Origin of the sequence: Streptomyces sp. Ru73, assembly GCF_002920575.1 — a bacterium.
Lineage (GTDB): Bacteria > Actinomycetota > Actinomycetes > Streptomycetales > Streptomycetaceae > Streptomyces.
Genome location: NZ_PQSQ01000085.1, coordinates 1 through 20,172 on the forward strand (window position 1 = coordinate 1; position 20,172 = coordinate 20,172).

At 72.2% G+C, this 20,172-nt stretch carries 17 protein-coding genes and 2 pseudogenes; 13 read left to right on the top strand and 6 right to left on the bottom strand.

Annotated elements, in window-relative coordinates; all coding sequences use genetic code 11:
* Positions 1-328 precede the first annotated feature (328 nt).
* Positions 329-1,177, bottom strand: a complete 849-nt coding sequence (locus C3486_RS28295; RefSeq protein WP_103835616.1) for a DNA polymerase subunit beta — start codon at positions 1,175-1,177, stop codon at positions 329-331.
* 363 nt (positions 1,178-1,540) lie between these two features.
* Between C3486_RS28295 and C3486_RS28300 the strand changes: the two genes are divergently transcribed.
* Together C3486_RS28300 and C3486_RS28305 are read left to right on the top strand one after the other, a co-directional pair.
* On the top strand, positions 1,541-2,224 hold the full coding sequence (locus tag C3486_RS28300; protein ID WP_103835617.1) for a GPP34 family phosphoprotein: 684 nt from the start codon (positions 1,541-1,543) through the stop codon (positions 2,222-2,224).
* Positions 2,225-2,625: 401 nt separating this feature from the next.
* Positions 2,626-3,783 (top strand): selina-4(15),7(11)-diene synthase, encoded by a 1,158-nt coding sequence (locus tag C3486_RS28305; protein ID WP_219822258.1) that lies wholly within the window; start codon positions 2,626-2,628, stop codon positions 3,781-3,783.
* Between the two features lie 85 nt (positions 3,784-3,868).
* Here the strand turns inward: C3486_RS28305 and C3486_RS28310 are convergent, their stop codons facing one another.
* Positions 3,869-4,477: a TetR/AcrR family transcriptional regulator gene (locus C3486_RS28310; protein WP_103835618.1), complete on the bottom strand. Its 609-nt coding sequence runs from the start codon at positions 4,475-4,477 to the stop codon at positions 3,869-3,871.
* A gap of 140 nt (positions 4,478-4,617) precedes the next feature.
* On the opposite strand from C3486_RS28310, the gene C3486_RS28315 reads away from it, so the two are divergent.
* The 3 genes from C3486_RS28315 to C3486_RS28325 all read left to right on the top strand — a co-directional run bounded on the left by C3486_RS28315 (position 4,618) and on the right by C3486_RS28325 (position 7,850).
* On the top strand, positions 4,618-5,097 hold the full coding sequence (locus tag C3486_RS28315; protein ID WP_103835619.1) for a DUF4345 domain-containing protein: 480 nt from the start codon (positions 4,618-4,620) through the stop codon (positions 5,095-5,097).
* A gap of 251 nt (positions 5,098-5,348) precedes the next feature.
* Entirely contained in the window at positions 5,349-6,794 is a 1,446-nt protein-coding gene (locus C3486_RS28320; protein ID WP_103835620.1) for a glyceraldehyde-3-phosphate dehydrogenase, read from the top strand.
* Positions 6,795-7,028: 234 nt separating this feature from the next.
* Entirely contained in the window at positions 7,029-7,850 is an 822-nt protein-coding gene (locus C3486_RS28325; protein WP_103835621.1) for a restriction endonuclease, read from the top strand.
* A gap of 36 nt (positions 7,851-7,886) precedes the next feature.
* On the opposite strand, the gene C3486_RS28330 is transcribed toward C3486_RS28325, so the two are convergent.
* Positions 7,887-8,540 (bottom strand): GPP34 family phosphoprotein, encoded by a 654-nt coding sequence (locus tag C3486_RS28330; protein WP_181138734.1) that lies wholly within the window; start codon positions 8,538-8,540, stop codon positions 7,887-7,889.
* A 53-nt stretch (positions 8,541-8,593) separates the two neighbouring features.
* Positions 8,594-8,875 (bottom strand): annotated as a pseudogene (locus C3486_RS28335) (TetR/AcrR family transcriptional regulator); the annotation flags it as partial.
* Positions 8,876-8,985: 110 nt separating this feature from the next.
* Here C3486_RS28335 and C3486_RS38290 point away from each other — a divergent pair.
* The 7 genes and pseudogenes from C3486_RS38290 to C3486_RS28370 form a co-directional block, all read left to right on the top strand.
* Positions 8,986-9,250 (top strand): annotated as a pseudogene (locus C3486_RS38290) (FAD-dependent monooxygenase); the annotation flags it as partial.
* A 239-nt stretch (positions 9,251-9,489) separates the two neighbouring features.
* The gene (locus tag C3486_RS28345) at positions 9,490-10,647 is read left to right on the top strand and encodes a substrate-binding domain-containing protein (RefSeq protein ID WP_103835624.1); all 1,158 of its coding nucleotides are present in this window, start codon (positions 9,490-9,492) and stop codon (positions 10,645-10,647) included.
* 131 nt (positions 10,648-10,778) lie between these two features.
* Positions 10,779-12,119: an ABC transporter substrate-binding protein gene (locus C3486_RS28350; RefSeq protein ID WP_103835625.1), complete on the top strand. Its 1,341-nt coding sequence runs from the start codon at positions 10,779-10,781 to the stop codon at positions 12,117-12,119.
* Between the two features lie 27 nt (positions 12,120-12,146).
* On the top strand, positions 12,147-13,130 hold the full coding sequence (locus C3486_RS28355) for a carbohydrate ABC transporter permease (protein WP_103835626.1): 984 nt from the start codon (positions 12,147-12,149) through the stop codon (positions 13,128-13,130).
* Positions 13,127-13,981 carry a carbohydrate ABC transporter permease gene (locus tag C3486_RS28360; RefSeq protein WP_103835627.1) on the top strand — a complete coding sequence of 285 codons (855 nt, stop codon included), beginning with the start codon at positions 13,127-13,129 and terminating at the stop codon, positions 13,979-13,981. The genes C3486_RS28355 and C3486_RS28360 overlap by 4 nt, the downstream gene beginning before the upstream one ends.
* A 47-nt stretch (positions 13,982-14,028) precedes the next feature.
* Positions 14,029-15,048: a hydroxyacid dehydrogenase gene (locus C3486_RS28365; protein ID WP_103835628.1), complete on the top strand. Its 1,020-nt coding sequence runs from the start codon at positions 14,029-14,031 to the stop codon at positions 15,046-15,048.
* On the top strand, positions 15,045-17,018 hold the full coding sequence (locus tag C3486_RS28370; protein WP_103835629.1) for a DUF2264 domain-containing protein: 1,974 nt from the start codon (positions 15,045-15,047) through the stop codon (positions 17,016-17,018). The genes C3486_RS28365 and C3486_RS28370 overlap by 4 nt, the downstream gene beginning before the upstream one ends.
* A gap of 192 nt (positions 17,019-17,210) precedes the next feature.
* On the opposite strand, the gene C3486_RS28375 is transcribed toward C3486_RS28370, so the two are convergent.
* On the bottom strand, positions 17,211-17,453 hold the full coding sequence (locus C3486_RS28375) for a DUF5133 domain-containing protein (RefSeq protein WP_103835630.1): 243 nt from the start codon (positions 17,451-17,453) through the stop codon (positions 17,211-17,213).
* A 258-nt stretch (positions 17,454-17,711) separates the two neighbouring features.
* Here C3486_RS28375 and C3486_RS28380 point away from each other — a divergent pair, with 258 nt between their 5' ends.
* The gene (locus C3486_RS28380; RefSeq protein WP_103835631.1) at positions 17,712-18,605 is read left to right on the top strand and encodes an RNA polymerase sigma factor SigF; all 894 of its coding nucleotides are present in this window, start codon (positions 17,712-17,714) and stop codon (positions 18,603-18,605) included.
* Positions 18,606-18,760: 155 nt separating this feature from the next.
* Here C3486_RS28380 and C3486_RS28385 read toward each other — a convergent pair whose 3' ends face one another.
* Positions 18,761-20,134: an aromatic acid exporter family protein gene (locus tag C3486_RS28385; RefSeq protein ID WP_107501230.1), complete on the bottom strand. Its 1,374-nt coding sequence runs from the start codon at positions 20,132-20,134 to the stop codon at positions 18,761-18,763.
* Between the last annotated feature and the right edge of the window lie 38 nt (positions 20,135-20,172).

A 20,172-nucleotide genomic window follows, 5' to 3' on the forward strand; every position in this document is an offset into this window, starting at 1 on the left:
ACGCTTCGAGGGCCGTCGCCCAGACCGTCTCCAGGACACCCGACACGATGAGTACCAGCCACGCCATGGACCGCTCCGCTCCGTTCTCCCCCGCCGTCTACGCCCTGCGCACACACGCACAAGTGATCAACGTCTTCCAGTTGACCACTACGGCTCGCCGGTCGCGCGCCGGGGGTGGTGGGCCGGGCCCCCGCCCGTCGGGCGGGCAGAACGGGCCCGTGACCGTAGGACAGGCGGAAGGCGGCGCCGTGGGGGCTGCGCCGTGGGTGAAGGGGCGCCGCCGGACCGTTCGCCCGCGGCGCCCCTTCGTACGGCCGGTCAGCAGCCGTCAGCGGCCGTCGTCCAGCAGACCGCTGATCTCCTCGTGCAGGCCGTGCGGCAGACGGAGGGGCCAGCGTGCGGCCGCCTCGGCAGCCAGGTCCCGGCTCCAGCGCCAACTGCTGCGCGCCGCCGTCCGTACGTCCTGGGCGCGTGCCGCCGCCGTCGTCGCGGCGTAGCGGTCGCGGTCGGCGGCCGGCAGGTCCTGCTCCAGTGCGCGGCTGGGCGTCAGCCAGTGGGCGGTGCTGCCGCGCAGGAGGCGGCAGAGCTGAAGCTGCTGGGGCGCCACCACGGTGTGCAGCAGGGCGTGCGAGCGGGCGACCTCACCGCGGGCCAGGACGTGCGCCAGCATCAGCGTCCAGTTGGCCAGCTCGTCGGTGAGCTGCTGAGCGGTGCCGGCCGGCTCCGGCGGGCGGAACTCGGCCAGTTGCCGGGCCGCCCGGGTCAGCCGGCCGGTGCGGTCGAGCAGCACGGCCCGCTCGGGACGGGGCAGGTGCACCATGCCCTGCCAGGACGGCACTTCCTCGATGCCGGGCCCGGCCGCCGTGAGGTGGAACTCGCCCCGCATCAGGTCGTCGAAGACCACGGCGAGGATGCCGTACATGTTGGTGTACGCCAGCTTCAGCGGCGCGAGCCGCTCCAGGAACGCGGGACCGTCGAAGTCGGCGAGGAGGTCGTCCCGGACGTAGAGGTACGCCTCGATGTCGGAATGGGTGTCGGCCTCGCCGAGGGTCCACGACCCGTAGAGCAGTACGCCCTCCAGGCGGTCGTCGGCGTGCGCGAGTTGCCGCAGACGCGCGATGCGGTCGTCCAGCGCGGGACAGGCGGAGCGGACGGAACGGTCGGAACGGATGGACATGGGCGGTGAATCTCCTGAGACGGGCGTGCGGCCACCCGGCTGGGACGGGCATACAGGCCCTGGCTGGGACGGGTGTGCGGGCACGCGGACGGGGCCCGGCGCTCACCGGGCGAATCCTCGGAACGGTGCCGCACGGCTCAGGAGAAGATGCCCATGCGCAGGAGTGTAGGCGGCGGCCCGTCGGCGCGTGCGCGGAAACCGGGCACGCGCCGGCCGACGCACGGCGGAGGGCCCCCTTCCCCTGCCGGACCGGCGTACAGTCGGCCGCATACGAGGGCGCCTCGCCCGTGAGCCACGAGAAGCCCTCGCCCGTGAGCGCTGCCGCACGCCCTGCCGCCTCTCCCCTCTCCCTCGGAGCCCCTCATGACCACACCGCGGGATCTGCTGATCGTCGCCCTGGACGCGGGCCCGGGCCACCCCGTGGAGTCCGGCGACCTCTCGCTGGCGCTCGCGGGGGCCGAGGTGATCGATCTGCTCGACGCGGGCGCCGTCACGCTGGACGACGACCGCATCGTGCCGGGCAACCACTGGACGCTGACCGACCGCCAGCTGGACGAGGCCGCGTCGGCGCTGGTCCGGGAGCGGCCCTACGAATCGGTCGAGGACTGGCTGTGGCGCCGCGGCCGCGGGCTGTCGGCGGCCTACCTGTCCGCCCTCTCGGCGGAGGGAGTCACGGAAGGAGCGGCGGGAGGAGCCGCAGGGGGCGTACGCACGGCAGCAACGGAACGGGCGGACGGGCACGGTGCCGCCCGGCAGCGCCGTCGCTGGAATCCGTTCCGGGCCAAGGACGGCCAGGGCGTACCGGCCGACTCCCCCGCCCGTCGCCACGCGGCCGACCGCTGGGCGTCGGGCGAGCCCGTCCTCGCCGTCCTCGCGGCCGCGGCCGGCATTCACGGCAAGGCGACCGACGAGGCCCCGGACGTCGCCGACGACGCGGTCGTGACCGTGCTCGCCGCCGTGAACGACGCGGTGATGGAGCTGGAAGCCGTACGCCAGCGCCGCGCCATCGAAGAGGCGGCCTTCGACAACATCTGGCGCGGCCAGTGACGAGCGCCCGCTGACGGTCTGCTGCTGGCGGCCGGTCGCTGCCGGGCATCCCCTGACGCGCGGTCAATGACCGACGGCCGACGACCGGCGTCCGCTGCCCCACGGCGGAGCCGAAGCGGACCAGCCACTGCCACGCCCCGCCGGGAGCCTCGGCCCCGGGACCTCGGACCGTACGTCCGACGTCCCGGGGCCGGCCTGTTTATAGGGAAACAGCCGGTCATAGCCCTATCTGCGGTAAGTGGACTCCCCGGTTTCGCTCCGCCGTAAGCGTGATGTTGCCCATTGAACTGGATATTGGACCCATGTGTGGTGGCGCATACTATGCGGCTTAGTTGATCACACTGGGTGCGCAAGGGAGCACCCCGGGGGAGTGACCGAACCACCTCAGGAGGGCCCGCCAGATGAGTCCGCTGATAGACCCACCGGCCAGCACCCCAACCCCTGTGATACCGCCGCTCTACGCACCGATCCCGGCCGCGATCCACCCCCGTCACGCGGCCATCGACGCACGAACCGCCGCGTGGGCACGCCGGTTCGGTGCCGGTTCGCGGCTGAGCGAGCGCCTCGCCGGCCAGGACATCGGGGTGTTCGCGTCCCGCATCCTGCCCGCGGGGCGTGAGGAAGTCGTGCAGCTGGCCGGTGACTTCGTCCTCTGGCTGTTCCTGGTGGACGACGGCGTGATCGAGGAGGGCGACCTCGGCAAGGCGCCGGGCGCGCTGACGGCGGCCCTGCAGCGGCTGCTGTGGGTGGCCGAGAACCCGGAGGCCGAGCTGCTCGGCGGCGATCCGCTGGCCGAGGGCCTCCGGGACCTGCGGGCCCGGGTGGCGCGGTACGGCACGGCGGGTCAGACCGCGCTGTGGGTCAACGCGCTGCGCGAGTACGCCCTGTCCGTGGCGTGGGAGGCCGGGCACCGCGCGGCGGGCAGCGTGCCCGATCTGGCGGACTACACACTGATGCGGCTGTACGACGGCGCGACGACGGTCATCCTGCCGCTGCTGGAGATGGCGTACGGGTACGAGCTGTCGCCGGAGGAGCGCACGCATCCGGCGGTCCGCGCCGCGGCCGAGATGGCCTCCTTCATCATCACCTGGGACAACGACCTGTTCTCCGCGCACAAGGAGTTCCAGGAGGCCGGGCAGACCGGGGACTACTACCTCAACGCGCTGCGCGTGCTGACGGAGCGTCACGGCCTCTCCCCCGCGCAGGCCGTCGGCACGGCCATCGCCCAGCGGGACCGGGTGATGGTGCACTTCGAGCGGGTGCGGGCCGCGCTGGCCGCCGAGGCCGCACCGCAGCTGCGCCAGTACCTCGACAGCCTGGGGCACTTCGTCCGCGCCTCGCTGGACTGGGGCATCAGCAGCCGTCGTTACACCACGCCGCACGATCCGGCCGGGCTGCCGACCCACTTCGCCGCCGCGCCCACCGACGACCGTGACGAGCCGCTGGACATCGGCGCGATCTCCTGGTGGTGGGACCCGGACCGGCTCCGCCTCGACCCGGCGGCCCGTCGCCCCTTCCCGGCCGCCGCCCTCGCCGGACTGACCACGGCGTCGGCCTGACTTCCTGACGGAAGGATCCGTACCCATGACGGTGGTCGCCCGCTGACACCGTGCGGCGCCCGCGGACCCCGTCCCGGATGCGGCCTCAGTGCGGCCACTCCGGGGCGGGGTCCTCGGCGAGGAGCGGGCGGAGGGCGCCCACGACGGCGCCGACGCACACGTCGCGCAGTTCGGTGCGGGTGCAGGTCTTCTCGGTGAGCCAGTCGACGCACAGCACCTGCACGAAGACCAGCCAGCTCTTCAGTACGCCCGACACCGCGGCGCGCGTGGCGTCGTCGGTGAGCGGGAGCACGCCGAGCAGCCGCTCGCGCAGGGCGTCGAGTTCGTCGGCGATGATCGTCTGGATCAGGCGGTCACCGGCCAGTACGCGGTTCGCGGCCAGGACGGTGTTGCGGTTCTCCGCGAAGTACTCGATGTGCGCGTCCAGGCCCTCGACGAGCTGCTCGACCAGGGTGTCGGCGGGGTCGAACCGGGTCTTGGCGAGCAGTTGCCCGGCCGCCTCCCGGTAGAGGGCGGCGAAGAGGTCCCGCTTGCTCGGGAAGTGGCGGTAGAGCAGGGCGCGGGAGACGCCGGCCTGCTCGGCGACGTCCTCCATCAGCACCTCGTCGTACGGCCGCGCCGCGAAGAGCCGTGCGGCGGTGGCGAGGAGCTGGGCTCGGCGGTCGGCCGGGCTGAGGCGCTGACGGGGAGGCACAGGTGCATGTTAGTTGACACGTGTCTACTCGCGGGCCCTACTCTGGTAGACGCGTGTCAACTTGTATCGGCTCGCCGGCTCACCGGCTCGCGATTCACCGGCACCCGGCGCACGGACCGACAGAGGCGGGTGGGTGGAGCATGGCCAGGATCACCGCACTGACCAGCGGCGGAGCGTCGGCCGAAGGAGGGGGGCCGACCGACGGCGGCGCATCGGCGCGAGGCCGGGCGCTGCGTCGGCTCGCGCTGGTGATGGGGTACGCGTGCGTGGCGATCGGGCTCTACCACGTACTGCTCGGCAACGCCGCGATTCCGGGCGAGGCGGGGGCCGGGGCCACGATCGACAGCCTCGGCCGGTTCTTCGGCGCGATCTTCGCGGGGTACGGCCTGGCCTGGCTGTGGGCCGCCCGCCAGTCACCGATCCCCGCGACGGCGGTGCGGTGGCTCGCCGGGGTGTTCCTGCTGGGTGCGGCCGGGCTGCTGCTGTCGCTCGCCGTGCACGGGTGGCCGCACTGGTTCCAGATGGCCCTGACGGTGGTGGAACTGGCGCTGCCGCCGGTGTTCTTCTGGCTGGCCGGCACGGGGCGCCCCCGGAGTGGTGCGGGGCGCCCTCGGGTGTGACCCGGCGGGCCTCCGGGAGTGACACGGCGGCGCCCCCGCGAGGGGCTCGACGGGATCCCGGGAGTGACACGAGGAGTGACACGAGGCGTCCCGGGCGAGACGCGGCCGCCTCCGGCCCGCACCCCACTCCGGGCGGCCTTTCTCTCAGCGCGGCTCGGCCCGCCGCCCGTCCTTCACCAGACCCGGTGGATGATCAAAATGAGGACGGGTTAGCATATGAGCACCGCCTAGCTCGATCGAGAGATAAGCCTGTGACTGTCAACGACGACTCGTTCACCAACTGGAAGAACCGCGAGGAGATCGCGGAGTCGATGATCCCGATCATCGGGAAGCTGCACCGGGAGCGGGACGTCACCGTCCTGCTGCACAGCCGCTCCTTGGTGAACAAGTCGGTGGTCAGCATCCTGAAGACGCACCGCTTCGCGCGCCAGATAGCCGGCGAGGAGCTCTCGATCACCGAGACGTTCCCCTTCCTCCAGGCCCTCACCACCCTCGACCTCGGCCCCTCCCAGATCGACATCGGCCGGCTCGCCGAGACGTACAAGGCCGACGACCGCGGTCTCTCGGTGGAGGAGTTCACCGCCGAGGCCGTCGCGGGCGCCACGGGTGCCAACAAGATCGAGTGCCGTCAGGGCCGCGACGTCGTCCTCTACGGCTTCGGCCGCATCGGCCGCCTCGTCGCCCGCCTGCTCATCGAGAAGGCCGGCTCCGGCAACGGCCTGCGGCTGCGTGCCATCGTCGTCCGCGGGGGCGGCGACCAGGACATCGTGAAGCGCGCCTCGCTGCTGCGGCGCGACTCCATCCACGGCCAGTTCCAGGGCACGATCACCGTTGACGAGGCGAACAGCACCATCATCGCCAACGGCAACGAGATCAAGGTGATCTACGCCAACGACCCGTCCGAGGTCGACTACACGGCGTACGGCATCAAGGACGCCATCCTCATCGACAACACGGGCAAGTGGCGCGACCGCGCGGGTCTGTCGCAGCACCTGCGCCCGGGCATCGACAAGGTCGTCCTGACCGCGCCGGGCAAGGGCGACGTCCCGAACATCGTGCACGGCGTCAACCACGACACGATCAAGCCGGACGAGCAGGTGCTGTCCTGCGCTTCCTGCACCACCAACGCGATCGTCCCGCCGCTGAAGGCGATGGACGACGAGTACGGTGTGCTCCGCGGCCACGTCGAGACCGTCCACTCGTTCACCAACGACCAGAACCTGCTGGACAACTACCACAAGGCCGACCGCCGCGGCCGCTCCGCGCCGCTGAACATGGTCATCACCGAGACCGGCGCCGCCTCCGCCGTCGCCAAGGCGCTGCCCGACCTCAAGGCGAAGATCACCGGCAGCTCGATCCGCGTCCCGGTGCCGGACGTCTCGATCGCCATCCTCAACCTGCAGCTGGCGCGCGAGACCAGCCGGGACGAGGTCCTCGAGTACCTCCGCGATGTGTCGCTGACCTCGCCGCTGCGCCGCCAGATCGACTTCACCAGCGCGCCCGACGCGGTCTCGAACGACTTCATCGGCTCGCGCCACGCCTCCATCGTCGACGCGGGCGCGACGAAGGTCGAGGGCGACAACGCGATCCTGTACCTCTGGTACGACAACGAGTTCGGCTACTCCAGCCAGGTCATCCGGGTCGTCCAGCACGTCTCCGGGGTCGAGTACCCGACGTACCCGGCGCCGGTCGCCTGACGGCTGACGCCTGCGGTGGGCCCAGCGGCCGTCACCCCTCACCGGGTGGCGGCCGCCGCCTGTTGCCGGTCGCCGCCGATTGACGGCCGGCCGCCTGACCGCGCGTCACACTCCCCCACGGCAGGCGGATGTAACTCCGCGTCCGTGACTCGGCGTAAGTCACTCGGCGTAAGTAACTCGGTGCATCCAGGGCACTGGAAGAAAACGATCTTCATGCAGCCCTGGAGGACAGCCATGGTCACACCGACACGTCGGCCCCGGTCCCGGCCCCGGTCCCGGCCGCGTCCCGCCGCCCGCCGCCGTCCCGCCTTCAGCCTGCGGCAGCTGACCTTCTGCTTCGGGCTCGTCGCCATCTGCGTCCTCGGCATCGGCCTGATGCTGCGGTCGAGCCTCGACGCGGCCTCCCGCCACCCCGTCGCCGCCCTCCTCGTGGGCCTGCTGCTCGCCGCCCTGGTCATCGGGGTCGTCCGCGCCCGTTCCCGCTCGCGCTCGCGCATGCGCGCAGGCGGTGTCCGCCGTCCCGTCGTGCCGGTGGACGAGATACCGGCGGAGGAGAGAGCCCGCTTCATCGTGGCGGAAGCACCGGGCGAACCGTCGTCCCCCGGCCTCGCCACCGCGGCAGAGCCGGAGTTCGTCGTGGACGACGCCGATCCGGCCGAAGAGCCCGTGTACGTCGAGGACTACACGCGCATGGAAGCGGAGGAGTTCGAGAACGCGGTGGCCGCCCTGTGCGAACGGGACGGCTGCCGGGACGTCCGCGTCGTCGGCGGGGCCAACGACCTGGGCGCCGACATCGTGGCCACGGCGCCGGACGGCCGCACCCTGGTCATCCAGTGCAAGCGCTACGCCGACAGCCACAAGGTCGGCTCGCAGGACCTGCAGCGCTTCGGCGGCACGTGCTTCGCGGTCCACGGCGCCGAGGTGGCCGCGCTCGTCACCACCAGCACGTTCACCGACCCCGCGATCGAGTACGCCGAGCAGTGCGGCATCCTCTGCTTCACCGGCACGGACCTCAGCGCCTGGTCCACCGGTACCGGCCCCGCGCCCTGGGACTGACGCCTCGCCAACACGCCTCTACGAATACCCAGGGCCTCAACCCGCCCCGTTGGCCGCTGACTTGTCCGAGTAGATCTGCTTGCGGACCGCTTCCGCGAACCACTGCTCGCGGACGAGGGGTCTCAGTTCGCGGCGTACGCGCCAGGGGGCGCCCAGGCGTGCGGCCAGGTCGGTCGCCAGGACGAGGCCGGTCAGGGCGCGGGAACGGCGGTCGGGGAAGGGGCCCTTCAGGGCGTCGTGGAAGGCGGCGAGTACGCGGCCGTGTGCCTGCTGGTCGGCCACGTGGTACTGCCGGTGCGGGAAGAGGCCGAGCGCGCGCTGCTCCTCGATGCGTATCAGGCCGCGGGCGGCCAGCCCGTCCGCGGCGAGCTGTTCCGCGCCCTTCGCATTGGTCCGCAGCCACTTCGTCACACGCTCGCCCTTGCCCTTGGGCAGGCCCGCCGAAGCGGCCGAGAGCTCATTGAGGACCTGGTCCAGCGGCGGCCGGCCGATGGGCACCGGGCGCAGGACGACGAGCCGGCCCCGTTCCTCGGTCACGCTCCCGTACGCCTCCAGGTCGGCGAGCAGCGCGGCGGCCAGACCGTACCGGAAGTAGCGGAACTGGATGCGGGGCCGGGAGCGGGCGGGGTCGAGGCCGAGGAACAACAGCTCCTCGGCGAGGGTCAGTTCGGACGGCGGCGTGCCGGGCACGGTCGGGCCCCTTCCGTGAACGTGATGGGCGGCTCGTTGCTCGCCGTGTCCCGGACGTACGCGCACAGGGCGCGCGGGATGGACAGGCCGGGCGTGCGGTCGCGCACCGCGGCGACGAGCGCCTCACGGATCGCGTCGTCCCGGTCGAAGACCAGCGCTTCCTTGCAGGGGAAGTGCTTGAACAAGGTCGTCACCGATACGTCGGCGGCGTCGGCCACGTCCTTGACGCCCACCCGGTCGTAGCCCCCGACGAGGAAGAGGCGGAGCGCGGCGTCGGCCAGCGACTGGCGGGTCCGGGCCTTCTTGCGCTCGCGGCGCCCGGCCGGTTCGTTCACCGGTCCACCCTATCCGGCAGCGCACTCACTACGTGAGTTCAGTGATTGCACTTTTTTAGCGACTACCCACCACCCCCCGTGTCGCCCTCGCCGGTGCCGGGCCCGGTGGGCTGGTCCGCGCCCGGATACTCCAGCGGCACGGACACCGGGTCACCGTCTTCGAGCGCGAGGTCGTCACCCGATGCGCGCGGCCAGGGCGGCACCCTGGACCTCCACGCCGACACCGGCCAACTCGCCCTTCGCGCAGCCGGGTTGCTCGGCCGTGGTCAGCTGCGCGACCTGCTGCTGGACGATGGCACGCACGAGCAGTTCGACCTGGTCATCGGGGCCGATGGTGCCTGGTCACGGGTGCGGCGGACCATCTCCGACGCCGTCCTCGACAGGGCCGACCTGGCCGGAGCCCTCGTCCTGGAGGCCACGGTCGGCGCCGCTGTCCGCGCGTGCGAGAGCGTCATGCTGCCGCGCTCGTCGGAGATCGCCGCACGGTGTGCGGCGGGGATCGAGACCTTCCTGCCACCGGCCGGTTCCGGTGTGCCGTGCGGTCTCGTTTCCGGATGAGCTGATCGTTATGCTGCCGCCGGAACGCTCAAACGCACACAGGGGGGCGCGGCATCATGCGGGAACCGGTGGAACTGCGGCGGCAGCGGATCCTTGCCGTACTGAGGTCGCGCGGTTCGGCACGCGTCGCCGACCTCGCGGCCGAGCTGGAGGTTTCGGTGGTCACCGTCCGCCGGGACGTGGAGGAGCTGGAGCGGGCCGGGAAGCTGCGGCGCGGGCACGGGGTGGCGCGTTCGCTGGTGCCGGTCGAGGAGGCGGGCGCGGGCGGTGCGCCGGCGGCGGTGCCGGGCGCGCGGGCCGGTGAGGAGGGCACTCCGGCGATCGGTCTGGTGGTGCCCGAACGGCACTCGTACCTCTTCGAGACGCTGCACGGTGCGCGTACCGTGCTCGAAGCGGCGGGCATGCGGATCGCGCTGCACATCGCGCCGGCCGTGTACGGCGGTGAACTCCCCATGGTGCAGCGGGCGTTGGCGAGCGGCGTGCGGGGGCTGCTGATCGCGCCGCGGTGGCGCGGGCAGGGCGCGGAGGAGGCGGATTACGACTGGCTCGGCTCGCTGGACGTGCCGACCGTGCTGATGGAGCGCCGGCCGCGGCCCGGCAGCGCGCTGCACGCGCTGGACTCGGTGTGCTCCGACCACTGGTACGGCGTCCATCTCGCGGTCGAGCACCTGATGTCGCTGGGCCACCGGCGGATCGTCCTGGCCGCGCGGGACGACAGCCCGACGGCACGGGCGGTGCGCGCGGCGTTCACCGCGATCGCGGCGGAGCGGGCGGAGGTCGAGGACTGGGCGGTGACGCTGAGTTCGCCGACCGCGGTGCCGGAGCCGGCGGAGCGGTCGGCGGCGGAGCGGGCCCCTGAGTCGCAGCCCGACGTGCTGGACCTGGTGCGGGCGCGGGGCGCGACCGCTGCGCTGCTGCACGGTGACGTGGACGCGCTGATGCTGGTCCAGCGGTTCCAGGAGGCCGGGGTTCGGGTGCCGGAGGACTTCTCGGTGGTGGCGTACGACGATGTGGTGGCGGCGCTGGGCAGTACGCCGCTGACCGCGGTGGCACCGCCGAAGAAGGAGGTGGGGCGGGCAGCGGCCGAACTGCTGCTGCACCGGCTGCGGCAGCCGGCCGGGGAGCGGCCCGCACCCGTACGGCGTATCGAGCTGCTGCCGGATCTGCAGGTGCGCGGTTCGACCGCGCCGGCGGGCGGCTGCGCAGGTGAGTGAGCGTCAGACGCGGGGTGCCTGACCCTCGATGAGCGTTTGACCGCTTTATTTTCTTCTGATCGGTCTATTGACCGGGTTCTGTTGCGCCGATCACTATTCCCGTGTCCCGAAACGAGCCGCGGGAGGCACGCATGCCGGGTCATCAGAGCCGCCGTTCCGTACTCGCTGCGCTCGCCGCCCTGTCCCTGTCCGGTGTGAGCGCCTGCACCGGCAGCGGCGGCAGCCAGCCGCGCACCGCCGGCGCCACCGGCCGGCGCACCACCCGCATCACCTTCTGGTCGGCCCTGCGCGGCAGCCAGGAGGTGGTGGCGGAGTTCAACCGCACGCACGACCGCATTCAGGTGGACTTCCAGCAGGTCCCGGCCGGCGGGCAGGGCGGCTACGCCAAGCTCAGCAACGCCGCCCGGGCCGGGAACGCGCCGGACGTCGCCACCATCGAGTACCCCCAGGTCCCCGGCTTCGCCATCGACGGCGTCGCCCGCGACATCACCGACCTGGCCGACGACGAGCTGCGCGGCAAGCTGCTGCCGCAGGCCCTCCAGCTGACCACGTTCGACCGCCGGATCTTCAGCGTGCCGCTGGACATAGAGCCGATGGTGCTGCACTACCGCACCGACCTCTTCCGGGAGTACGGCATCGACGTCCCCGCCACCTGGGACGACTTCGAGGAGGCGGCGCGCGTGGTGCGCAAGCGCGCACCGGACCGCCGGCTGGCGCTGTTCCCCACCGACGGGATGACGCAGTTCGCCGCGTGGTCCTGGCAGGCGGGCAGCCGCTGGTTCGACACCTCGCGCGGGGCCTGGAACGTCTCCATGGCCGACGCCCCCAGCCGGCGGGTGGCCGGCTACTGGCAACGGCTGCACGACCAGGACCTGATCTTCATGAACCCCACCGAGGGCACCCGCGGCACCGCGCAGGTCGGCCAGGGCCGGCTGCTCGCCCGGCTCAGCGGCGCCTGGGACGCCGGCGCCCAGATGAACGCCCATCCGCAGCAGTCGGGCAAGTGGGCCGTCGCGCCGCTCCCCCAGTGGGACACCAGGCGGCCGGTGAGCGCCACGCACGGCGGATCGACGTTCGCCGTCACCAAGGACTGCCGCCACCCGGAAGCCGCGATGGAGTTCATCGCCTGGCAGGTCAGCCATCCGGACGCGCTGCGCGCCCGGCTCTCCAGCGGCACCAGCAGCCAGTTCCCCGCCGCGCCTGGCCTGATCGAGGTGGGCCGCAAGGCGTTCGACCGGACGTACTACTCCGGCCAGGACATCTACGCGCTCTTCCGGGACCAGGCCGAGCTGATCGACGACCGGTGGACGTGGGGGCCGCGGATGACGGCGACACAGAAAGTCATGCAGGACGGGTTCGCGCGTGCCGCCGGCGGCCAGGGCACGATCATCGACGCCGTGCGCGCGGCCCAGCGCGGCACCATGCCGGACCTCAAGGCCCTCGGCCTCGCCACCACCGAACGCAGCAGCTGACCGATCGTCAGAGAGGCAGGTGACACCATGACCACGACCACAACCACCACGGACACCGTCGCACTCCCCCGCCGGGCCGCTCCGGCGTCCGCAGCGGGCGCGCGGCGCGCGGCCCGCAGACGCCGGCTCGGCGCGTGCGGCGTCCTGATGACGCCGTTCTTCGTCCTGCTCGTGACGGTCTTCCTCATCCCCGTCGGCACCGCCGTGTGGCTGAGCTTCTTCGGCGCCGACCAGCCGGGCCTGGGCTTCGGCCCGGAGCGGAACGTCTTCGTCGGGCTGCGCAGCTACGCCGCCGTCCTCACCGACCCGACCTTCCTCGGCGGCCTCGGCACGGTCGCCGCGTACTGCCTGGTCTACATCCCGCTGATGGTGGTGTGCTCCCTCGGGCTCGCCCTGCTGCTGGACTCGGGCGTGGTCCGGCTGCGGTCCTGGGCGCAGCTGGGGCTGTTCCTGCCGCACGCCGTGCCGGGCATCATCGCCGCGATCATCTGGCTGTACCTCTACACGCCCGGCATCAGCCCCGTGGTCGAGCTGCTGGCCCGCGGCAACATCACGGTGGACTTCCTGGGCGTCCACACGGTGCTGCCGTCCATCGTGAACATCGCGGTGTGGAGCAACCTGGGCTACAACACCATCATCTTCTACGCCGCGCTGCAGGCCGTCCCGCGCGAGGTGATCGAGGCGTCGGTGGTCGACGGTGCCGGGCCGGTGCGTACCGCGTTGCGGGTCAAGACGCCGCTGGTGCGTTCCTCGGTGGTCATGGTCGCGATGTTCACGCTGATCTGGGGCCTGCAGCTGTTCACCGAGCCGATGCTGCTGAGCCAGCAGACACCGATGATCAACTCGCGGTTCTCCCCGAGCATGTACATCTACGACGCCGCCTTCAACCGCAACAACTACAGCCTGGCCGCCGCGGCCTCGGTGATCCTGCTGCTCTGCACCATCGCCCTGTCCTACGGCGTGACCCGCTGGACCAACCGGTCCGGCACCACGGAGGAGGCAGCCCGATGACCACCACCGCCCTGCGCCCCCGGCTGCTCGGCCGGTCCGCCGTCAACGTCGTCGTCGGGGTGTGCGTGCTCTACACCCTGCTGCCGGTGCTCTGGCTGGTGCTCGCCGCGGCCAAGAACCGCGAGGCGCTCTTCAGCAGCGATCTGCTGTCCCTCGGTGACTTCTCGCTCTTCGCCAACCTGGGCGAGGTCTTCGCGATGGACGGCGGGCTCTACAGCCGCTGGTACGGCAACAGCCTGCTGTACGCGGTGGTGGGCGCGGCGCTCGGCGCGCTCATCAGCATGGCCTGCGGCTACGCCTTCGACAAGTACCGCTTCCGGCACAAGGAGAAGCTGTTCGGCCTGGTGCTGGCCGCGGTGATGGTGCCGCAGACCGTCCTCGCGCTGCCGCTGTACCTGATGGCGTCCGGGGTGGGCCTCGTCAACACCTTCTGGGCGGTCTTCATCCCCGTCCTCTTCAACCCCTTCGGCGTCTACCTCGGCCGCATCTTCAGCCAGGGGTACGTGCCCGACGAGGTGCTGGAGGCGGCCCGCATCGACGGCGCGGGCGAGCTGGCCACGTACTTCAAGGTGGCGCTGCGCATGCTCGGTCCCGGCCTGGTGACCGTCTTCCTCTTCCAGCTCACCGCGATCTGGAACAACTTCTTCCTGCCCATGGTGATGCTGTCCGACCAGGACCTTTATCCGGTGAGCCTGGGGCTGTACACGTGGAACAGCTCGGCGACCGTCTCCCCCGAGTACTACCCGGTCGTCGTCATGGGCTCGCTGCTCGCGGTGCTGCCCCTGATCCTCGCCTTCATGCTGCTGCAGCGCTTCTGGCGCTCGGGGCTGACCGCCGGAGCGGTGAAGTAACCACCCCTACGACAAGCAGAGACAGCACGACAAGCCGAAGGAGTTCCATGCCCGACGCCCGACGCCGGCCGCGTGCCGCGCTCGCCATGAGCCAGGACGCCGCCACGGCCGTCTTCGGCCCGGACGAGACGGCCGCCCTGGCCGCCGTGTGCGACCTGGAACCGCCCCCCGTGCTCGACGACCTGACCACCGACCGGGCCCGTGCGGTGCTGGCCCGGACGGAGGTGCTGGTCACCGGCTGGGGCTGCCCGCCCATCGACGCGGCGGTGCTGGCGGCGGCGCCCCGGCTGCGGGCCGTCGCGCACTCCGCGGGCAGCGTACGCAACCATCTCACCGAGGAGTGCTGGGCGCGCGGCATCGAGGTCTCCTCGGCGGCCGCCGCCAACGCCCTTCCGGTGGCCGAGTACACCGTGGCGATGACCCTCCTGGCGAACAAGCGCGTCCTGGAGCGCGCCCGCGACTACCGCGCGGCACGCAGCCGCGACAACTGGCTGCGCGTCGACCGCTCGATCGGCAACTACCGCAGGACCGTCGGCATCTGCTCCGCCTCGATGATCGGGCGGCGGGTGATCGAGCTGCTGCGCCCGTACGACCTCCAGGTGCTGCTCTACGACCCGTACGTCACGCCGGGCGAGGCCGCAGCGCTGGGCGTGCCGCTCGTGACCCTCGAGCAGCTGTGCGCGGCGAGCGACGTGGTCAGCGTGCACACCCCGCTGCTGCCCGCCACCCGCGGCATGATCAGCCGCGAGCTGATCGGCCGGCTGCGCCCCGGTGCCACGCTGATCAACACCTCCCGCGGGGCCGTCGTCGACCAGGACGCGCTCACCGAGGCGGTGACCGCCGGCCGGGTGCACGCGGTCCTGGACGTCACCGAGCCCGAACTGCTGCCGCCCGGCCATCCGCTGTGGGACTGCGACAACGTCCTGCTCACCCCGCACCTGGCGGGCTCCCAGGGCAACGAGTGGCGACGGCTCGCCGACCTGACGGTGAGTGAGGTCGGCCGCTGGGCCTCGGGCGACGGCTTCGCCCACCCCGTACACCGCGAAAGGCTGGCGTTCCTGGCATGAGTGAATCCACCGGCGCGCACGACGCCGCCAACGCTTCCCCGTTCCTCCCACTGCCCCCTGAAAACCGGTTGTTGAGCCCGTACACCGGATACACCAGAGCCCACTGGGAGGCGGCGGCCGACGGGCTGGTCCGGGCCGCCCTGCGCTGGGCGACGCCCGGCGGGGCGCTGCTGGACCTGCCGGGCCGGCCCTCCCGGTCGGGGGTGCGCTCCGACGGGCTGGAGGGGTACGCGCGGACGTTCCTGGCCGCTGCGTTCCGCGTCGCCGGCGCGGGCGGCGCCGACCCGCACGGCTTCCTCGGCCGGTACGCCGAGGGGCTGGCCGCCGGGACCCGTACGCCGGGCCGGGAGGACGCCGAGTCCTGGCCGCTGATCCTCGACCACCACGTGCAGGGCCAGCCGATGGTGGAGTCGGCCTCGGTCGCGCTCGGCCTGCGGCTGACCCGGCCGTGGCTGTGGGACCGGCTGGACGGCGCCGTCCAGGACCGCGCCGAGGAGTGGCTGCGCGGCGCGCTGCGGCACACGCCCGCGCCCAACAACTGGTACCTCTTCGCGGTCACCGTGGCCGGTTTCCTGGAGTCGGCCGGCCGGGGCGACGCGGAGACCCGCCGGGCCATCGACCGCGGACTGCATCTGCTGGAGACCTGGTACCGGGGCGACGGCTGGTACGCGGACGGCGACGGCCGCGCCTTCGACCACTACAACGGCTGGGCGCTGCACCTCTACCCGGTGCTGCACGCGCACCTGGCCGGCGACAAGGACCTGCTGGACCGCTACGGGCCGCGGCTGAGCGAGCACCTGGCGGGCTACTCCCTCCTCTTCGGCGGCGACGGCGCGCCGGTCCACTTCGGCCGGTCGCTGACCTACCGCTTCGCGGCCGCGGCGGCCGTGGGGCTGGGCGCGCTGACCGGGCACACGCCGCTCGCGCCGGGCGTCTCGCGGCGGCTGCTCAGCGGTGCCCTGCGCTACTTCGTGACCCATGGCGGGGTGGGGGCCGACGACGGGCTGCTCAGCCTGGGCTGGCACGGGCCGCACGCGGCCACCCTCCAGTCGTACTCCGGGCCCGGCTCCCCGTACTGGGCCTCCAAGGCGTTCGTGGCCCTGCTCGCCCCGCCAGGTGATCCGCTATGGACGGCCACCGAGGAGCAGGCGCCCGTCGAGGGCACGGACCGGGTGCTCGCGCTGCCCGCGCCCGGCCTGCTGATCCAGACGACCGGGGCCGACGGTCTCGCGCGGCTGCACAACCACGGCAGTGATCACGTCCGCCCGCACGAGGGTGACACCGCCGCCGTGCACGACGTGCTGTACGGGCGGTTCGCGTACTCGACGGGCACCGGGCCGACCGCGCCCGGCAACGCTCCGGACAACCACCTCTCGGTCGAACTCGCCGGCCGCGCTTCGGTGCGCTGCCGGATCCATCCGCTGGGCGCGGGCGGTGGCGACGGGTGGGGCTGGGCGGGGTCGTGGCACCGCCCCGTGTTCGCCGCGGGCCCGCCGATGGTGCCGGGGCTGGCGGTGCGCAGTGTGACGGTGGCCCGGGGCCGGTACGAGCTGCGGGTGCATCAGGTCTCCGGGCTGCCGCACGGCGCCCGGATACGTCAGACCGGCTGGGCGACGGCGCCGGAGCAGGCGCCGTACTCGCAACTCGGCGGGCTGCACGGCTGGACGGAGCACGACGAGGTACGCGCGCCGCAGGGGACGGCCTTCACGCGCTGGGCGGTGGTCCCCCGGCTCGGCACGGCCCCGGTCGAGGAGGCGGACGCGACGGTGGTCGTGGCGGCGCTCGCCTCGCTGACCGGTGCGGTGGAGCCGGGCGAGCCGGCGGCACCGGCGGACGCCGTCTCCGTGGTGGCGGTGGACGACGAGGGCGGGGAGATCCGGTTCCGGTGGGCGGACGACGGGTCGGTCACCCGGATCGTGTTCGCGCCGCTGACCGTCGAGCACGGCAGCCCCGCCGACCGGGACAGCTGACCGGAGGGAAGGCCCGGGAACGACATCGGCCCCCGCCGGGAAGGGCGGGGGCCGATGTGCGGAGCGCCGGGCAGGCCTTGCACCTGCATCTCCCCGCAGGAAGCGGGGCGTCTTGCCTTGGACTACCGACGCCGGGCGCGCCGTGGAGAGTGTTCCGGCGGCGCGCTCAAGATCAACCATACCATCCGGTCGTCATGCGGTGAGCGCCACTTCGGAGGGCGTCGCCGCCTCGGCGGCGGTGGCACGGCTGAGGTGTTCCTGCGCTACGAGGAGAGCCGCCTCCGGCGTCCGGGTACCGGTGGACACGCACAGGGTGTAGGTGGCGTCCTCCAGTTCGCGGGCCGACTCGTAGGTGCCTTGTTCCGCGTGGCGAACCTGGAGCTCCTCGTACCGGGCGATGAGATTCCGCAGGGTCTCAGGGGACGGCAGCAGCACAACCACACCTCTTCTTCACTCAAGAGCCGACAGGCACGTGACGTGTACCCCTATCTCGGTAAATACCTCACGTCACAGTGAGGACACAACATCCTCACGCCGCCCCGGCTCGGACCGATACGCGAGGGCGCCACACGCCCTCAGAACCAGGAACTTTAGTTCCGGCATTAAAATTCCGGCACGCCAAGGCATAAAACAGAGGAGCCCGGGCAGACGAGGAATCCTGAGGCAAGACGAAGGTTCGGGAGGGATGACAACATGGCGACGTCACTGACGGTGGGGGCCGAGGAGCAGGTGGCCACGGGAATCGAGGCCGACTCCCTGGCCGCGGAGGCCGGTCTGCCGTGGGTCGAGGACGCCGTCAACGTGACGCCCAAGGACGCGAGGGCGCTGTCCCGGCTGTTCTTCGAGCGACTGACGGTGCTCGAGGAAGGGACCGGCGAGTACCAGTACGCCCGTAACACCCTCATCGAGATGAACCTCGCCCTGGTCCGCTTCGTCGCCGGGCGGTTCCGCAACCGCGCCGGGGACACCGGACAGATGGAGGACATCGTCCAGGTCGGCACGATCGGCCTGATCAAGGCGATCGACCGGTTCGACCTCTCGCGCGGTACGGAGTTCCCGACCTTCGCCGTGCCGTACATCATGGGCGAGATCAAGCGCTTCTTCCGCGACGCCACGTGGGCCGTGCACGTCCCGCGGCGGCTGCAGGAGCTCCGCGTCGAGCTGGCCCAGGCCAAGGAGCGCCTGGTCAACGTGCTGGACCGGGACCCCACCATCGCCGAGCTCGCCGAGGAGCTGGCCATCAGCGAGGAAGAGGTGATCGAGGGCCTGGTCGCGAGCAACGGCTACACCGCCGGCCCCCTCGACGCCCCCGACGACGGCCCGGACTCCGACGGCGAGGGCCGCAGCCTCACCGACATCCTCGGCGAGACCGACCCGGCCCTGGAGCTGGTGGAGAACATCCACGCGCTGGGCGGCCTGCTGCACGAACTGGACGAGCGGGACCGCCGGATCCTGCACATGCGCTTCGGCCAGGAGATGACCCAGAGCCAGATCGCGGGCGAACTGGGCATCTCCCAGATGCATGTCTCCCGGCTGCTGACCCGCATCCTCGCCCGGCTGCGCCGCGGGCTCCTCGCCCACGGCTGACCCGTCCTGCGGGCCTCCTCCCGCCGGACCCGCCACCGCGGTGTCACCGTCGCGTTCCCCCGTGCGGGGCGGCGGCACCGCGGTGGCCGCACGTCCGGACCCCTGCCGTACGGACGAAGACGTCCCGGCCCACCGCAGGGCCGGGCGCTCCCGGCTCAGGTGCCGGCGTAGTGCTGGATCACGTCGCAGGTGTGCTGGAACTCCTCCATCAGGCGGGTGGCTTCGATGACCAGGACGCCGAAGGGCCGCTGCGGGTCGGTGAGCGGCAGCCCCTGCCGCTCGGCCTCGTCGGCCACCTCGTCGCGGTACCGCTCGGCCTCGTCCGCCAGACGGCACAGTTCGCGCGCCTGGTCCGCCAGCGACTCCTCCTCCAGCTCGGCGAGGACGGACGTCAGGGCGGAGACGGACTCCAGGAAGCGCGCGTAGGAGAGGAGGAAGGCGCCCCGGTCGTCGCGCCCGTCGCCCTTCCTGGCCTCCTCCTCGCGGTCCTCGCGCCAGCGGTCGAGGCTGCGGGTCAGCGAGGCCATCTGGTACAGGGTCCGCTCCAGCGCCTCCATCACCGAGGCGTACTCCTGGAATCCGCCGGCCCCCCGGTAGCGGCGCAGCAGCCGCCGGGGGTTGTAGTACATACTCTCCCTGGCCGTGTGCAGTCCCGACCGGGCCTGTGCGATCAGTGTCTCGGCGCGCTCGCCGCGTGACCGCCACTGTTCGGTGCGCTCCCGGCTCAGGTCGCCGTCGCGCAGCGCCGGGTAGACATCGCTGACCAGGTCGCACAGGGCGTGCGCGAGGCTGCGGACGCCGTACTCGGCGCTGCGGTAGCGCATCGGCGGGAAGACGGCGAGGTTGACCAGCACGCCGACGACGCAGCCGATGAGCACGAGCAGGATGATCTGCCCGAGCTGGGTGATCTTCTCGGTGTTGGTGGTGGCGGCCGAGTAGGTGGAGAAGGCGAAGAAGGCGGCGGTGGCGACCTGGGTGCGCTGCGCGCCGAGAGCCGGCCACCGGCCGATGGTGAGCGCGATGGCGGCGACCAGGACGAAGGTCAGCACGTCCGGGCCCGCCAGGAAGCCGAGCGCGGCCTGTACCGCGACGCCGGCCGTCACGGCGCCCACGTACCGCAGCGACTGCACCAGTGACTGGTAGACCGTGACCTGCATGATCAGCACGGCGGAGAAGGGCGCGAAGGCGGGCGACCGGGCCTGGAGCAGGTTGTACGAGATGACCCAGCAGACCGTCGCGGCCAGCGTGCTCTTGGCGACGAGCAGGACGGTGTACCGCTCGTGCCCGGGGGTCCCGACGGCCCTCCCCCACCACTGCCGGATGCGCGCGGCCCGGCCCTGCTCGGACGCCCTTCTCCGCGGCGTCCCCGGCCCGCCGGTCCGCCGCTTCCCCTCATTCCCCCTCTTCTCCGTGGCGTTCCCCTTCTGCTCCGTGTTCCTCAGCGGTCCGCTCCCTCCAGGTGGTCTCCCCGTGATGTATGGCCTCCCGGTACCCGGCGGCACCAGGCGCACCCCTGCGCACTGCGCCATGTGGCCTACCCGACACGGGGCGGCGGGCTGCCGCACGG

Coding starts and splice junctions, on each gene's coding strand:
- C3486_RS28295 (WP_103835616.1), bottom strand. CDS start 1,177: ATGTCCATCCGTTCCGACCGTTCCGTCCGCTCCGCCTGTCCCGCGCTG.
- C3486_RS28300 (WP_103835617.1), top strand. CDS start 1,541: ATGACCACACCGCGGGATCTGCTGATCGTCGCCCTGGACGCGGGCCCG.
- C3486_RS28305 (WP_219822258.1), top strand. CDS start 2,626: ATGAGTCCGCTGATAGACCCACCGGCCAGCACCCCAACCCCTGTGATA.
- C3486_RS28315 (WP_103835619.1), top strand. CDS start 4,618: ATGGCCAGGATCACCGCACTGACCAGCGGCGGAGCGTCGGCCGAAGGA.
- C3486_RS28325 (WP_103835621.1), top strand. CDS start 7,029: ATGGTCACACCGACACGTCGGCCCCGGTCCCGGCCCCGGTCCCGGCCG.
- C3486_RS28345 (WP_103835624.1), top strand. CDS start 9,490: ATGCGGGAACCGGTGGAACTGCGGCGGCAGCGGATCCTTGCCGTACTG.
- C3486_RS28350 (WP_103835625.1), top strand. CDS start 10,779: ATGCCGGGTCATCAGAGCCGCCGTTCCGTACTCGCTGCGCTCGCCGCC.
- C3486_RS28355 (WP_103835626.1), top strand. CDS start 12,147: ATGACCACGACCACAACCACCACGGACACCGTCGCACTCCCCCGCCGG.
- C3486_RS28360 (WP_103835627.1), top strand. CDS start 13,127: ATGACCACCACCGCCCTGCGCCCCCGGCTGCTCGGCCGGTCCGCCGTC.
- C3486_RS28365 (WP_103835628.1), top strand. CDS start 14,029: ATGCCCGACGCCCGACGCCGGCCGCGTGCCGCGCTCGCCATGAGCCAG.
- C3486_RS28370 (WP_103835629.1), top strand. CDS start 15,045: ATGAGTGAATCCACCGGCGCGCACGACGCCGCCAACGCTTCCCCGTTC.
- C3486_RS28380 (WP_103835631.1), top strand. CDS start 17,712: ATGGCGACGTCACTGACGGTGGGGGCCGAGGAGCAGGTGGCCACGGGA.
- C3486_RS28385 (WP_107501230.1), bottom strand. CDS start 20,134: ATGGCGCAGTGCGCAGGGGTGCGCCTGGTGCCGCCGGGTACCGGGAGG.